This window comes from Pseudomonas sp. AK181, assembly GCF_051122975.1.
GTDB lineage: Bacteria > Pseudomonadota > Gammaproteobacteria > Pseudomonadales > Pseudomonadaceae > Aquipseudomonas > Aquipseudomonas lactis.
Genome location: NZ_CP146348.1, coordinates 5,363,080 through 5,377,794 on the forward strand (window position 1 = coordinate 5,363,080; position 14,715 = coordinate 5,377,794).

Here is a 14,715-nt window from a genome sequence, read left to right on the forward strand (position 1 = left end):
CGCCGGGGCATCCTTCCGGCGTCTGCTATTTCTGGAGGACCGATGAGCCTGCCTGCTGCTTTCCTGAGCGACGTCGCACAACTGATCCCGCAAGATCGCCGCTTCGACGATCCACTTTCCACCCTCGCCTTCGGCACCGACGCCAGCTTCTACAGACTGATCCCACAGCTGGTGATCCGCGTGGAGTCAGAAGACGAAGTGGTAACACTGCTGCAACTGGCCCAGCGCGACCGCGTGCCGGTGACCTTCCGTGCCGCAGGCACCAGCCTCTCGGGCCAGGCCATCAGCGACTCGGTGCTGATCGTGCTAGGTGATAACTGGAACCATCGCGAAATTCGCGGGCAAGGCACCCAGATCCGCCTGCAACCCGGCGTGATCGGCGCTCAGGCCAATGCCTGGCTCGCACCGTTCGGGCGCAAGATCGGGCCAGACCCGGCATCCATCAATGCATGCAAGATCGGCGGTATCGTCGCCAACAATGCCAGTGGCATGTGCTGCGGCACGGCGCAAAACACCTACCACACCCTGGCGGGCATACGCCTGGTGCTGGCCGATGGCAGCCGCCTGGACACCGAAGATGCCGCCAGCGTGCAAGCCTTCCGCCAGTCACATGGCGCACTGCTTGAACGCCTGGCTACATTGGGTCGCGAGACACGGGCAAATACTGAGCTGGCGGCAAAGATCCGCCATAAATACCGCCTGAAAAACACCACCGGCCTGTCACTCAATGCGCTGGTGGATTTCGATGACCCGCTGGACATCCTCAGCCACCTGCTGGTGGGCTCCGAGGGCACCCTGGGGTTTATCAGTGCCGTCACCTACGACACCGTGATCGATCACCCCAACAAAGCCTCGGCGCTGATCGTCTTCCCCGATGTCGAAACCTGCTGCAATGCCGTCACCGTGCTGAAAAACCAGCCAGTCTCAGCCGTTGAACTGCTGGACCGACGCAGCATGCGCTCGGTGCAGGACAAACCGGGCATGCCTGCTTTCGTACGACACTTATCGGAAAGCGCCTGCGCCCTGCTGATCGAATCCCGCGCCGCTTCCCCATCGCTGCTGCACGAACAACTGACGCGAATCATGGCCTCCTTGGCGACGTTTCCCGTGGAGAAACAAGTCGACTTCACCGAAGACCCACTGGAAAACGCCCGCCTGTGGGCCATCCGCAAAGACACCTTCCCTGCCGTAGGTGCCGTGCGCAAAACCGGCACCACCGTGATCATCGAAGACGTGACCTTCCCGGTAGAACAACTGGCGATTGGCGTGAACCGCTTGATCGCACTGTTCGACAAACATCACTACGACGAAGCCATCCTTTTCGGACACGCCTTGGAAGGCAATCTGCACTTTGTGTTCACCCAAGGCTTCAACAGCAGCGAAGAAGTCGCACGCTATCAAGCGTTCATGGACGACGTCGCGCAACTGGTGGCCGTGGAGTTCGGTGGATCGCTGAAGGCCGAACACGGCACCGGCCGTAATATGGCCCCTTTTGTCGAACTGGAATGGGGCAGCGACGCGTATCAACTGATGTGGCAACTCAAGCGCCTGCTCGACCCCAACAGCATCCTCAACCCGGACGTGGTGCTCAGCGAAGACCCGCAGATCCACCTCAAACACCTCAAGCCGTTGCCTGCCGCCGATGAGCTGGTGGATAAGTGCATCGAGTGTGGGTTCTGCGAGCCCGTGTGCCCTTCAAAAGGACTGACCCTGAGCCCGCGCCAGCGCATCGTGATCTGGCGTGACATCCAGGCGAAAAAACGCGCAGGCGTGGACACCACCGAACTGGAAGCGGCCTACCACTACCAGGGCATCGACACCTGCGCCGCCACCGGCTTATGCGCGCAACGCTGCCCTGTAGGCATCAATACCGGCGACCTGGTGAAAAAACTGCGCAGCCGCGAGGCCGACCGTACGAAAACCGCCGACTGGCTCGCCAGCCATTTCGCCACCGCGCTGCAAGGCGCGCGCTTTACCCTGCACGTCGCCAATGGCGCACGCATGCTGCTGGGTGCTCCACGGCTGGCCAGGCTCTCGAGCACGCTGACCAAGCTGTCCAAAGGGCAAATTCCGCAGTGGACCAACGCCATGCCGCAGCCCGAAAAAGCCATCCGCTTCAGCCCGGCAGTGACGGACGCGCGCCCGCGCGTGGTTTACCTGGCCGCCTGCGTCTCCCGCGCCATGGGCCCGGCAGCCGGTGATAAAGAGCAAATGTCGCTGTACGACAAAACCCGTCAACTGCTGGAAAAAGCCGGCTACCAAGTGGTCTTCCCCGACAACCAGGACAGCCTCTGCTGCGGCCAACCGTTCGCGTCCAAAGGCTACGCCGAGCAAGCCGAACACAAGCGCCAGGAACTGATCGGCGCCCTGCTCCACGCCAGCCGCGGCGGCCTCGACCCCATCTACTGCGACACCAGCCCCTGCACCCTGCGCCTGGTGCAAGAGTTGGGAGAAACGCGCCTGGACCTCTACGACCCCGTGCGCTTTATCCGCACCCACCTGATGGACCGCCTCGACTTCACGCCCCAGGAAGCGCCCATCGCCGTGCACGTCACCTGCAGCACCCAACACCTGGGCGAAAGCCAGGCCCTGATCGAACTGGCACGACGCTGCGCAAAAACCGTGGTGATCCCAGAAGGCATTCATTGCTGCGGCTTTGCCGGTGACAAAGGCTTCACCGCCCCGGAGCTCAACGCCCACTCCCTGCGCTCACTCAAGGACGCCGTGAAATATTGCAGCGAAGGCATCTCCACCAGCCGCACCTGCGAGATCGGCCTGAGCCAGCATGGCGGCATCGACTACCACGGCCTGGTCTACCTGGTAGACCGCGTCACCCGCGCCCGCGCCCACTGACCCGGCAAAAAAACCGAACCCTCGCGCACCAGCGCAGTCATCTGCATAGGCCCGGACAAACGAGGCCCATCAGTGATGTCGCTGGCAGCGGTTGCACGCCAGCAGCGTCGAGCCCTTTTGCGCAAGGAGACACCCTATGAAGCGTTCCGCTCTTGCTGGCTTGTTCATGACCGCTGCGATGCTCGCCTCCCCCGCTTTCGCAGCCAGTGACAAAGACCTGTGCCAGATCAACCTGGACAAAATCAACAACGGCAAAGCCTTGCTCGCCACCGACACCAGCGGTAAAAGTGGCGAAATAGATACCGCCGTCTCCCAGGCCAAGGCCGCCCACGCCGCCGGTGATGAGAAGAAGTGCATCGAAATCACCTCCAAGGCCCTGCAAGACCTGCAGAACAGCGAGAAAGGCGGCCAGTAAGCGAGAGGGCCAACCTTCGGGTTGGCCTTCGCTGACGTTTTGGCGTACACTGCACAGGCTTGTCACTCACTAAGAAACAACGAGTTACAAGCACGGGGCCGTTTAGGATTCGACGCCGGTCGCGAAACTTTAGGTGCATGCCGAGTTGGTAACAGAACTCGTAAATCCACTGTTGCAACTTCTTATAGTTGCCAATGACGAAAACTACGGCCAGGAATTCGCTCTCGCTGCGTAAGCAGCCTTAGCCCTGAGCTTCTGGTACCTTCGGGTCCAGCAATCACCAGGGGATGTCTGTAAACCCAAAGTGATTGTCATATAGAACAGAATCGCCGTGCAGTACGTTGTGGACGAAGCGGCTAAAACTTACACAACTCGCCCAAAGCACCCTGCCCTTCGGGTCGCTGAGGGTTAACTTAATAGAAACGGCTACGCATGTAGTACCGACAGCGGAGTACTGGCGGACGGGGGTTCAAATCCCCCCGGCTCCACCACTTCAACATCTAAAGACGTCCACGGACGTCTTTTTTTGTGTCTGAAATCCAGTAAAAACAATGGTTTAAGGGCCATTGGCTTCCGTAGAAGAATTTAGAATTCCAAGCTTTTTGGTATCCCATTTGGTATCCCGGACCCACCGGTGCTATTTTTGGGATACCAAAACGGTGTCGGAGGTAGCTCTCATGCCTACTAATGCAACCCGCCTCTCAGACCGCCAGCTCAAGGCAGTCAAGGCAACAGGAAAAGACTTCGTTCTCACTGACGGCGACGGCCTGCAGCTCAGGGTCAGAGCCAGTGGCTCGATGATATGGAATTTCAACTACCGCGAGCCGGTAATCAAAAATCGCCTCAATATGGCGCTGGGCCCTTACCCGGCTCTTTCGTTGGCGAACGCCAGAAAGAAAGCTCAAGAAGCACGCGAACTACTGGCGCTAGGCATTGATCCCAAGGCTCACCGCGATGAACTCAGGCAAGCCAAGCTGGCGAAGACCGAACACACATTCGAGAAGGTGGCCACCGCCTGGTTCGAGCTGAAGAAAGACTCCGTAACCAAAGCCTACTCCGAAGACATTTGGAGATCGCTGACGCTTCATGTATTCCCAAGCATGAAAACAACGCCGCTCTCTCAAATCACTGCTCCGATGGTCATCAAGATCCTTCGTCCAATCGAGGCCAAAGGGAGCCTCGAAACCGTGAAGCGATTGAGCCAACGACTCAACGAGATCATGACCTACGGGGTCAATTCCGGACTGATATTCGCGAACCCCCTCAATGGAATTCGGGCGGTGTTCAAGAAACCCAAAAAAGAGAACATGGCTGCGCTACCACCTGAGGAGCTTCCCGAGCTCATGATGGAAATCGCGAACGCCAGCATCAAGCGCACGACCCGCTGCCTGATCGAATGGCAACTGCACACGATGACCCGCCCTGCCGAAGCAGCCACCACACGATGGGCAGATATCGACTTCGACAAGCGCATTTGGACCATTCCGCCAGAGCGCATGAAAAAGCGTCGGCCGCACACAATCCCTCTTACCGATCAGGCACTTTCGTTACTGGAGACGCTCAAGCAACTCAGCGGTAACCGAGAGTACGTGTTCCCCTCAGATAGAAATCCTCGCACCCATGCGAATAGCCAGACCGCCAACATGGCGCTGAAACGCATGGGCTTTCAGGACCGTCTAGTCAGCCACGGCTTGCGCTCGATGGCGAGCACTATCCTGAATGAGCATGGCTGGGATCCGGAGCTGATCGAGGTCGCACTGGCGCATGTCGACAAAGACGAAGTTCGGAGCGCCTACAACCGGACGGATTACATGGAACGCCGGCGTCCGATGATGGCCTGGTGGAGTGAACATATCCAGAAGGCGGCCACCGGCAGCCTGTCGGCATCGGCCATCAATCAAACCAGGGACCGCAACGTCGTACCGATTCGCTGAGGTCCAAAGGTACGCGACGCCGGCCACGATCCGTGTCGTGTAGCAGGGAGAAAGGAGTGACGACGGTCGCTAGATCTCTGGTATGTCTGCGCCTCTTCAGCCAAGCCCCTGAGTATGGGAAGGCTCCGCATTCCCATACTCAGGGGCTCACGCTTAAAGGTCTATCAGGCAACCACGACTTTTGCCTTTCTACGGCGGATCAACCCCGCTGTTAACTCGTAGTAGTAGATGGTAGCTGGAGCTGAGCATCGCAAATAGTGCTCCAGAAACCATCTCACGTGTTTTTCCCTCCAGGACCAGGGAGTCGCGCAACCCCAGCGCTCACGAATCACCTCGTGCATCCTTTCTGCTTGTCTGATGTGCCGCTGCCGCGTGGCATGCGCACCTTTGAGCACGGGGCACAGAAACAACGCTATGTCGAACTCAGACGTCATCGCCGACCTCCGATGTAGGCACTCACCACATCGATGCGGTTATGCCCCAACTCTTGGCTGATCTGCTGTCGCGCCCACAGATCAAGCTCTCGATCTTCGCGATGAACACGAACGCTATTTACAGGTGCAGAAAAGCCGGTCATCTGCTCATAGCGCTCACAGGCGTAAGCCGCCCGCAGCTCATGAAAGCCTTTCAATCCATTCTCATGCAGGAGATCTCGTGCAGGTCGCACGACTGCCTGTAAGAAATCTTTATAGCTTTCATCAGGTGCTAACAGGTTCCGACTCCCCTTGGGTGAAGCCTCCGTGGCCATATCGAGGGCAACACGGACTTGATCCGTGACCGCGATCCAACGCGGTGCTGATGCGCCTGACCGGCCGCCTTTGGTGCCGTCCTGGATGTTGATCTTGCCCAGGCGCCCGGCCTCACGTTGCAGTCGGGGCAGGTCCGCCAAGATCGATTCACGCAGGCGCATACCAGTCTCCCGGGCCAGATGCACAATTGCGCCCACTCGTTGCTGACCTCGCTCTGACAGTGCGCGTGCGATCAACTCGATCTGACCACGATCTTGGCCTTGCGGTGCCTCCCCGCGCACGCTTGAGCGCTGCAAACCCAGCGTCTTGCTCGGACTGGGGATTTTGACGTACTGATCACCGCGCAGCGCGGCCATCGTTCGGTTCACGCTGGACAGTCGGTTCTGCGCGGTGGCAATGCCGACGTTGCCCTGATCAACCTGCTCCCGCACGTGGACGGCATACCGCATGAGGATCTCGCGGTCTATCTGGCGCGCGTCGTTGACCCTCGGTCCTTCATCGGATCGACACCAATGCACGAACGCCTGCCAGCGATCACTATGGGCTTTGACGGTAGCAAAATGGCCGTCGCCAAACAGGTCTTTCAGTGCTTGCGGTCCAGCAAAGCTAAGCTGGCGACCGAAGCCGAAATTGCGCCCCGCTCGCTTACCGACCCGAGCCATTTTTCTGTTCCTGATCGACTGCCGCGAGATCATGCAAAAGGGCTCGCCAGTGCGCACTTACAATCGCGGACTGAGCCCAATCAGTCGGGCGAAAACACAGCGTGTTGTCGGTGACGTAAAGATGCGCACCCTCCTCTTTCAACCATTGAATAATGGCTGTCGTAGAGGCGATAGCTTTATGGGTGGTGGCGACACTGGCGACAGCGGCGACAACCCTTGTCCTGCCTGGTTTTGAGCGTGGCGACAAAGTGGCGACACTCGCGGCGACAAACTGCGCTTTTGGCTTTTTTTGGCGCTGAGCCAGATGGTTGCGCAGCGCCTCATCAAGATTGAACATGGCGCACCTCGTAGGTGTGGCCGTCGGTAATCAGCCAATGATGATCAAGCAACTCAACCAACAGCCTGGAAGCATGACGACTGCTCTTACGGGCAAAACGGGGACCGTTGCGATTCAGCTCTCGAATACTGAAGCGCTTCCAACCCTTGACCTGCAGCCAGCGCAGCAGCCGGTCCGCCTCTTCCTTAACTCGACACACCGGCTCCTGCTCAGTCAGGCGCTGGATCTCGGTGAGGTAGTAGCCGACTAAAGCGGAGGCCCGCTGGATATGGTCGACCTCCACGACGCTGCTCTCCTCCACAACTGCAAGAACGCCGGCGATGCGTAGCAGGTTATCGGCTGCCTTTGATCCGCTGGGCCGTACGCTGGCCAGCTCGCCAAACTCCCCCAGCTGAGCTTCGATAGCATCATGCAAATCAATCCAGCGACGACGCGCCAGCGGACTGAGGCTCAGCTTTGACAGCTGCAAGGCTCCGTCAGCGGAAACTGACCAAGGCTGATAAAACAGAGCCGAAAGGCGGTGATGATAGCGCTTGAGGGCGGCGTCTTTGGACAAGTCGACAGCCTGGTAGCTACGTTGCCCGGCTAGACTGGTTGGCCAGGTCATCAAGCAGCGCCCTAGAATGCCTTGCCCCTGCAGCAACGGGTCACTGAGTAACTGCATGGCCAAATACGGTTGCAGCATCAGGTGCAGGCTCAGGCGTCGGTCATAGGCTCGTAGGCTTTCGCCTGCCATAGAGCGAGCACGATCAATCGGGCTACCGTCCCAGAGTGACGACAAGGTCGTGACCGCTTTCAAACGGTTGTCCCGACTCATGGTGCTGCTGCCGAGGAATTGTCCGCCCTCGTCACAGAACAGCCCCATGCTCGGCAAGTCATGGCAGAGCCCCTTGATCAGGGCCTCGATCGTCGGATCTGTGGTGATCAGCCGAGGGGCCGAAGGCTCCGCTTCAAGCGGTACGCTGTTTGTGGGGGCGGGATCGGCAGGATTGATACGCTGCGCTTGTCGCTGTGCGGCACGGTACCGAAAGAGCTGCTCACGATAGTGTTGCCACTGTTCACGCTCCCATTGGCGCGCTGGCAGCAGTGCGGATCGGTCTGCCGCGGTCTTGCGATCACCGGACGCAGCCACCGTGATCAGGTACAACGACAGGGGATAATGTCTCCCGTCGAGTTGTAAGCCCGCATGACCTTGAGTGGCCAGGGCCGAGGCAGCCAACACCGACTGCGCGGCCAGTGCTTGGGGCACGCCGATGACCTCGGCCATGCGCTGAACCGCAGGCCCAAGAATCCCACCCAGTGCCTGCACCGGATAAGGCTGGGGCACGGGGTTCGACTCAATCAACGGTCGAGGTGGTCGTGGTAGTTCAAGCTTCGGATCTAACTGCTGCATGGGCCCTCTCCTCGTTCATTACTGGTTGTCCTCACGTAGTCCCGCCACGGCTGTTGAGTGTTATCAGGGATCAAGGCCCCTGCGGCCTGTGAGGTGTTCACTGACGCGGAACGAACGGCTCCTTACGACCGGGAGCAAGGGCATAAACCCATGAATCTGGCCTCCTTAGACGCATCCGAAGATGCGGGCGGGTGGAGGCTGTGCCGGCTGACGAGTTCGGCGCCTGGAGATCATGGGGGGGAGAAGGCAAAGACCTAGACACCTGGGGCATGCCTGACTGTCAGTCAGGTGCAGCCTTTCCATTGGCTGCGGCACCGGTGCCTGTGTAGTTGCGGATGGCGACGAATCAGATTTGTCAGGCCGGTTGTCACGAGGAGAGTTGCGGCAATGCCCTGTACGACGTGGCTTGCAGCAGTGCTACGAGCGCCCGTCTCTTTCCAGGAGAAAGAGACGGGCGCAGCCTGGCGCAGCGAAGTGTGCAGAGAGGTGAGGTTGCTGCAGAGCAGCGAGGTAGGTCCATTGTCTGCCGCAGTGGGCAGATTGGTAGAATAGGCATCCATCACTCTTGGGGAGTGACCGTGCGAGCCGCCGGACGCTAATCGCACTTGGGGAAGAACCACCACGCAAGTGGCGTAGCCTTGAAGGTTCTGGCTACCTGGGCAGGTGCTGTCAACGACAGCGATCCGTGCGCCAATTTTTATACCCACTCGAAAACGCGGTCAAGCGTCACGGCCAAAGCGCCCAAAAAGTGGCGACTGTCGCCACTTTTGTCGCCACGTTCCAGGCCACGTCAGGCGTGGGTTGTCGCCGCTGTCGCCGGTTTCGCCACATCTCTACCCATAGCCCTACGAAAGCTCGGCTCTAACGCTGACTCTGCGTTGCGCTCGATAGAGATCGTGGGAAATTAATCGGATAAAAGAAGACGTGGCGCTAATCAAATATGAAATGGAAGGGTGGAACGAGGTAGCTTCGAGAAAAAGCGAGTGAACCCTCCGATCGGCGCGATCAAAGATCGCTTGATCAGAGGGTTTGGCGGGAAAAGAAAAGTCTCAAGCGTCAATTAGAGCCTCAAGCATCGAAACTGGCTGGTCGAGATGTAGTAGCTTCACGCAGATTGAGCAGCGTCTGCTGCAAACGCAGCAGAAAACCGGCCTCGAACGCCTCCTGAAAGTCACCAGGACGATGACGTTTTCGGTTCTGCGCCAGCGCCCACCATAACGGTAATGACGAGCCTTTGAGCCAGGTCTCAGCACACCGAACGCCATCCTTGATCGTCGGAGCGAACTCATCGCCCCAGGGGGTTTGGATCGCGGGCGAACCTTCAGCGGACGGGACAGAGACGTACTCACCGAGCTGTTGATGAACGCGCTGAGCGGGTATGCCAGTCAAATATCGAAAGGCCTTGTCGAAAAGCACTGCCGCGTCATCCAGCAGCTCAACAGCCAGATCAACGTCCTGCGGAAAATGAAGCAGAATACTCTGCGCGCCATTAAGCCGAAGCGTGGCAGCCTGCCGTAATTTAACTGCGGCATCTTCGGGGGTAAGCGAAGCAGTATCGATGGTGTTGGGTTTAGGTAGGCCGATTAGAAGCGAGAGATCAAACATCGCGGAATCCTCCGAGATAGTTTGAAGTACGAAACAAACAGCCGGGGCGGCGCACGAGCTTGAAAGGGGGACGGGGCATTTTCCTTATCTCCTTGGTTTGATTAAGGAGTGCCATTCACCGTTGCGACACGAATGGGTGGCACACCGTACAGGGGTCGCAAACCGGAAACCAAGGAACCCGGCCAGGCCGAAGCCTGCCCTGCACGGTGCGCCATAGAAAAGCAGCAGCTAGCACTTGAAGTGCTGACTGTGCGATATGGCACGTACCGCGCCTTGGTTTCGATACAGGTTGCGACACCCGATCGCGGGATTGACCGCGATGGGGCAAAGCGTAAATGTGAAGTCGCGACAACACAAGCATGAGCGTCAATAAGCACCGCATCAGACCTAGCGTCCTATTCGACTTGGACAACGGTATGTGTGGCAACCTCATTGGCAGGCCGCAGCACGCAGGGTCCGATCAAAACCCTTGTCCCGCTGCACGTTTGCATGATGTCCGGCGTAGATAGTTTGGCTCTTGAAGCTGACACTCATTAATTTAAGCAATTAACCTTTGGCGACCTGAACGCTTTCATGCAGCCGGTTGCAGGGACGCCAATGCCGCATCTATTGATCCTCACTAGCGTCGTGCGTCAGTCAATATCTTGAAAAATCTACGCAAAACATGCAATTCTTGCCGCAGATTTGAAAATTTTACACTACCCTGTCGTCGTTTGACCTTGAATGGCAACCACCATGCTCACAAATAGCAGTGAAGGCGAGATCCTCACCATTAAACAGGTCGCCGACTACCTGAAGGTTACGGAGCGGACGATCTACAGGCTGGCTGCAGCCAAGAAAATCCCTGCTTTCAAAGTAGGTGGAACTTGGCGTTTTTCGCGTGCTGACATCGACAGCTGGATCAAGCTGCAGTCCTTAGAAGGGCTCGATGCTGGACGCGAAGGAGATGACGTAGCCAAAGACCAAATGAATGATGGGGAGCGCAAGTAATGCTAGGACTGATACTACGAGATGAATTTCGGGGTAAACGGCTTAGAGGGACAGCTATTGAGCTCTCTAACGATTCAAACACTGGCGCGACGCAGATCGCAGCTCAGCAGTTTCTGGAGATCACCTATCCGACGCACGACCTGCTAAAGGGTATAGAGGCAGTTGGCCCCGATAAGGGGCGCCCCGTCGTGGTAATCGGTGAGCGCGGCTTGGGTAAGTCCCACTTAATGGCTGCGCTCTACCACTCCGTTAACGACGCGGCATCGACCAGGGCGTGGCTCAATTCTTGGGCCGGTGCGCTGGGTGATGCCAACATCGGGAAGATCGCCCTTCGGGAAGGAATGTTAGTCATTGGCGAGAGTCTGCACCGCCAACGCTACAAATTTCTTTGGGACTTATTGTTCGAGCGCCATCCGCGTGGTGAATTCATCAAAGGCAAGTGGGAGGGTATGGGCGCAGCCCAAACCGATATTCCCTCTGACAAGCTTATCATCGAGCTGCTCGAACACACGCCAACAATGCTGCTACTCGACGAATTCCAGACCTGGTACGACGGCCTGACCAACACTAAGCAATACCCTTGGAAAAATTGGGCGTTTAATTTCATCCAAATACTGTCGGAGATCGCCAAGGAACGCCCTGATCTGCTGGTGTTGGTTATTTCTGTGCGCAACGGGGGTAGCGATGCCTACCAACAGGTGCACCGTGTCAACCCAGTCGCTATCGACTTCAAAGCAGGTGGCAACGCCGAGCGAATTCAGCGGGATCGGCGGCGAATGCTGTTGCACCGTCTGTTCGACAATCGCATGCAAATTGCCGATGGAACCATCGAATCTCTGATCGCTCAGCACGTGGCCGAGTCTTTTCGTCTGCTCGACGTCCCCCCAGCCGAGCAGGACCGCAAGCGCCGCGAATTCACTGAGTCTTGGCCATACGCGCCTCACCTGTTGCGCCTGCTGGAAGAGCAGGTTCTTATCGCTACTGACGCGCAAGAAACCCGCGACATGATTCGCATCTTGGCCAATCTTTACAAGAGCCAAGGCGAAGCAGTTCCGGTGCTCACTGCTGCGGATTTCCGGCTCGACGATGATGCATCGGGCATTGGTGCACTGCTGGATTCGGTATCCAACGAGCATCACCGAAGTCTGCGTGAGAAAGCGCAGCACAACATCATCTCGGTCACCGAAGCGGTGTACGACCACGCCAACTTGGCGCCACACCTGCAAGAAATTGTGGGTGCGTTGTGGCTGCGCTCAATTGCCGTCGGCAACCTTGCCGGGGCCGACCCCGCCACACTGCAGGTAGATATAACCAGGGACAAACCGGTGGACAGCAATGCCTTTCAGGTTGAGCTGGCGACCATTCTCGAAAACAGCTTCAACATCCACCAGGATGGTTCGCGCCTGGTCTTCCGAGAAGAGGAAAACCCGCGTGCAAAACTCATGGCCTGCGTCCGGAACGACAAGCTGTTCACTGACGGCTCCGATCAAGCACAGCTAGCCAAACAGGTGTGCTACGTCATCGGTGGCAGCGATGAGGTAGCCAAGACCTTCCGCGTGATCGCTCTACCTAAATCTTGGCAGAACGATCCTTGGACATCGCTGGGTGAAACTGAACAGCCTGAACGATGGGACGACCGTTTACCCATTCTGGTATTGCCGGAAGAGCCAGAAAAGATCGAACAGACTTTAGGCCGCTGGCTCAGGGATCATCTACAGAAGCGTCGCAACACCATTCGCTTTCTTATGCCCCGAGCCGGCTCCTCCAATGCCTTTCTGGATCGCGATCTGCTCATCCTCGCACGCGCCGAGATGAAGGCGCAGGAGTGGAGTAGCCAAAACCTCGAGTATAAGAAACTGCATAAGGAATTCGAGAGCACGCTGCGCGAAAACCTGAAAAAGCGTTTTGACCGCTTTGCTGTCCTGCACCGCTACGACCACCAAAGCCCGCAGCAGTCTTTGTTCAGTGTGGAGCATCTGAAAAAGCAAGGCGCGCAAATCCCTGAAGGCATCGAGGAGACATTGATCAACGATCTCTTCGTACCTGAAGATTTTGAAGACCTCGTGCTTGAAGCTTCCTCAGAAAACGCATCAGTAGGAAAATTGCTGCGTGAGCTGCAAGAGCCTCGTCCAGCAGGACAAGACTGTATTCCTTGGCTGGGTGAAACAGCGATGAAGGAGCGTATCCTCCGCCTGTGTGCACGCGGCAAGATTGCCATCAACCTGCGTAACCTTGAAAACCTGCAAACTCACGCAGGCGAAGATGAAGATACCGCATGGCGACGTTTGCGGCCTAAGCTCTCCTTTACCGGACGTCAGCTTGATGAGGTGTATCTGATGGAGCCCTCGGCAGTATCCGCCACAGGAGGCAGCGCACCGTCTGTGCCACTGCCGCTCGTAGGGGACAATGGCGGTGACATCTTTGGCGGACGAACGAGTACATCGCAACCCTCGTCAGTCGATGGCGACAATCGTTTCGGGCGCGTCGCGCCGACGGACAACGGCGGCATTTTCGGTGGCAACACAGAGAACACCACTAAGCTACGCATCCCGTTCTCTAATCCGCCCACTTCGCCTCTCAACCTGATTGGCAAGCTTGAAGGCTGGGGCATAGGCCCAGCCACCCCTCTGGCAGAAGTCTCGCTAAAAGTATCTGCTGCAACAGGCGCGCAGCTAAAGGAACTGCTCAAAAAGCTACCTGATGGCATGACATTCGAGCTGAGCCTTGAGAAGGAGGACAACTGATGCCGCTCGATGCAGGTATATTGCAAAAACTGACCCAAGGCACGCCTTCCGAAGCTTGGCGCTTGATCATTGAACGCACCATCAACATTGCCTCCAGGCCACTAGCTGAGGGCAATGCGCCAGGGGAGGTGATAAAGCGCGAGCGCGAAATTGCAGAGCTCGATCTCTTCCTGGCGTCCAGCGGATGGGATTTGTGGCAGGCCTTCGGGCAGCCCAATATCAGTGGCGTAGAACGCACATCGGAGCGCCTCGCACGGTGGTGGGATGAGCCCTTTTCGGCCCGGGCAGTCTTAATACTGGATGCCCTGAGCCTGCGTGAGCTTCCGTGGTTATTGCAGGGAGCTAAAGAGCGCGGTTTTACTATTCATGGAGTTACTGCCACGGCATCTGAGCTACCCGGTGAAACAAACGAGTTTGCCCGCGCACTGGGATTGGCCAGCCGAAGTCAATTGCAAGCCAACGGCGGCGGCTTGGCGCATAAACTACAACCGGCGCAGACAGAAAGCATTGATCTCCCCTGGAAAGATTGTGAAGGTTTACTCGACAATGCCTCAGGCGCGAAGAACTGGGTGTTCTGGCACCACTGGCCGGACGCCAAGTTGCATGATTACGGTGCAGGCCAAGGGCTGGAACTACTGACTAAGGACGCCGCACAGCAGCTTTCCAGCGACGACTTCTGGGCTTTTGTCGAACACCTAGCCACCGGGAGACGTTTAATTATCACTTCCGACCACGGCTACGCCGCCACCGGCTACTTCCCAGATGCCGATGGTGATGTCGCGACACATCTAAAACAAACATTTTCGAGCGGACGCAGCAAGGTAGGCAGAAGTGATCCCGGCCCCTTCGTCCCACCGGTCGCATTGCAAATAGACGGTCCGCATGGCCCACACCTGTTGGCACTGGGTCGAAGAAAATGGCGCAGCCAGGGCGGTTACCCGACGCTCACACATGGTGGCTTGTCGCTGTTGGAAGTTCTGTCGCCTTTCATAGAACTATCGAAGTAGGCATATAGCCTTCGTAGAGAACACGC

General features: G+C 57.6%; 11 protein-coding genes and 1 other RNA gene. 7 read left to right on the plus strand and 5 right to left on the minus strand.

Annotated features, from left to right (window positions below):
* Positions 1-42: 42 nt before the first annotated feature.
* From V8689_RS24490 to V8689_RS24505, 4 genes are all read left to right on the plus strand, one after another.
* Complete coding sequence (locus V8689_RS24490; RefSeq protein ID WP_056785011.1) at positions 43-2,853, plus strand: FAD-binding and (Fe-S)-binding domain-containing protein; 2,811 nt, start codon at positions 43-45, stop codon at positions 2,851-2,853.
* Positions 2,854-2,989: 136 nt separating this feature from the next.
* Positions 2,990-3,268 carry a hypothetical protein gene (locus tag V8689_RS24495; protein ID WP_003194233.1) on the plus strand — a complete coding sequence of 93 codons (279 nt, stop codon included), beginning with the start codon at positions 2,990-2,992 and terminating at the stop codon, positions 3,266-3,268.
* 94 nt (positions 3,269-3,362) lie between these two features.
* Positions 3,363-3,759: a transfer-messenger RNA gene (gene ssrA / locus V8689_RS24500) on the plus strand.
* 186 nt (positions 3,760-3,945) lie between these two features.
* Complete coding sequence (locus V8689_RS24505) at positions 3,946-5,202, plus strand: integrase domain-containing protein (RefSeq protein ID WP_150804664.1); 1,257 nt, start codon at positions 3,946-3,948, stop codon at positions 5,200-5,202.
* Between the two features lie 164 nt (positions 5,203-5,366).
* On the opposite strand, the gene V8689_RS24510 is transcribed toward V8689_RS24505, so the two are convergent.
* The 5 genes from V8689_RS24510 to V8689_RS24530 form a co-directional block, all read right to left on the minus strand.
* A complete protein-coding gene (locus V8689_RS24510) occupies positions 5,367-5,636 on the minus strand; it encodes a hypothetical protein (RefSeq protein ID WP_150804663.1) in 270 nt (89 codons plus the stop codon).
* Entirely contained in the window at positions 5,633-6,613 is a 981-nt protein-coding gene (locus V8689_RS24515) for an integrase domain-containing protein (RefSeq protein WP_200645671.1), read from the minus strand. Before V8689_RS24515 ends, V8689_RS24510 begins: the two co-directional genes overlap by 4 nt.
* A complete protein-coding gene (locus V8689_RS24520) occupies positions 6,597-6,950 on the minus strand; it encodes a hypothetical protein (protein WP_198834694.1) in 354 nt (117 codons plus the stop codon). The genes V8689_RS24515 and V8689_RS24520 overlap by 17 nt, the downstream gene beginning before the upstream one ends.
* Positions 6,937-8,343, minus strand: coding sequence for a YfjI family protein (locus tag V8689_RS24525; RefSeq protein ID WP_200645672.1), 1,407 nt, complete (start codon positions 8,341-8,343; stop codon positions 6,937-6,939). The genes V8689_RS24520 and V8689_RS24525 overlap by 14 nt, the downstream gene beginning before the upstream one ends.
* Positions 8,344-9,411: 1,068 nt before the next feature.
* On the minus strand, positions 9,412-9,948 hold the full coding sequence (locus V8689_RS24530; protein WP_200645673.1) for a LasR-specific antiactivator QslA: 537 nt from the start codon (positions 9,946-9,948) through the stop codon (positions 9,412-9,414).
* 723 nt (positions 9,949-10,671) lie between these two features.
* Between V8689_RS24530 and mads1 the strand changes: the two genes are divergently transcribed.
* Genes mads1 through V8689_RS24545 form a run of 3 tightly spaced genes read left to right on the plus strand, consistent with a single transcriptional unit; the run spans position 10,672 to position 14,689 of the window.
* Positions 10,672-10,938 (plus strand): methylation-associated defense system helix-turn-helix domain-containing protein MAD1, encoded by a 267-nt coding sequence (gene mads1 / locus V8689_RS24535; RefSeq protein ID WP_325167889.1) that lies wholly within the window; start codon positions 10,672-10,674, stop codon positions 10,936-10,938.
* The gene (locus V8689_RS24540; RefSeq protein ID WP_034115122.1) at positions 10,938-13,682 is read left to right on the plus strand and encodes a DUF499 domain-containing protein; all 2,745 of its coding nucleotides are present in this window, start codon (positions 10,938-10,940) and stop codon (positions 13,680-13,682) included. Before mads1 ends, V8689_RS24540 begins: the two co-directional genes overlap by 1 nt.
* Positions 13,682-14,689, plus strand: a complete 1,008-nt coding sequence (locus tag V8689_RS24545) for a hypothetical protein (RefSeq protein WP_042608839.1) — start codon at positions 13,682-13,684, stop codon at positions 14,687-14,689. The genes V8689_RS24540 and V8689_RS24545 overlap by 1 nt, the downstream gene beginning before the upstream one ends.
* The last annotated feature ends 26 nt before the right edge of the window (positions 14,690-14,715 follow it).

Bases quoted from the DNA above. Each gene is read 5' to 3' on its own strand.
- V8689_RS24490 (WP_056785011.1), top strand. From the start codon at position 43: ATGAGCCTGCCTGCTGCTTTCCTGAGCGACGTCGCACAACTGATCCCG.
- V8689_RS24495 (WP_003194233.1), top strand. From the start codon at position 2,990: ATGAAGCGTTCCGCTCTTGCTGGCTTGTTCATGACCGCTGCGATGCTC.
- V8689_RS24505 (WP_150804664.1), top strand. From the start codon at position 3,946: ATGCCTACTAATGCAACCCGCCTCTCAGACCGCCAGCTCAAGGCAGTC.
- V8689_RS24510 (WP_150804663.1), bottom strand. From the start codon at position 5,636: ATGACGTCTGAGTTCGACATAGCGTTGTTTCTGTGCCCCGTGCTCAAA.
- V8689_RS24515 (WP_200645671.1), bottom strand. From the start codon at position 6,613: ATGGCTCGGGTCGGTAAGCGAGCGGGGCGCAATTTCGGCTTCGGTCGC.
- V8689_RS24520 (WP_198834694.1), bottom strand. From the start codon at position 6,950: ATGTTCAATCTTGATGAGGCGCTGCGCAACCATCTGGCTCAGCGCCAA.
- V8689_RS24525 (WP_200645672.1), bottom strand. From the start codon at position 8,343: ATGCAGCAGTTAGATCCGAAGCTTGAACTACCACGACCACCTCGACCG.
- V8689_RS24530 (WP_200645673.1), bottom strand. From the start codon at position 9,948: ATGTTTGATCTCTCGCTTCTAATCGGCCTACCTAAACCCAACACCATC.
- mads1 (WP_325167889.1), top strand. From the start codon at position 10,672: ATGGCAACCACCATGCTCACAAATAGCAGTGAAGGCGAGATCCTCACC.
- V8689_RS24540 (WP_034115122.1), top strand. From the start codon at position 10,938: ATGCTAGGACTGATACTACGAGATGAATTTCGGGGTAAACGGCTTAGA.
- V8689_RS24545 (WP_042608839.1), top strand. From the start codon at position 13,682: ATGCCGCTCGATGCAGGTATATTGCAAAAACTGACCCAAGGCACGCCT.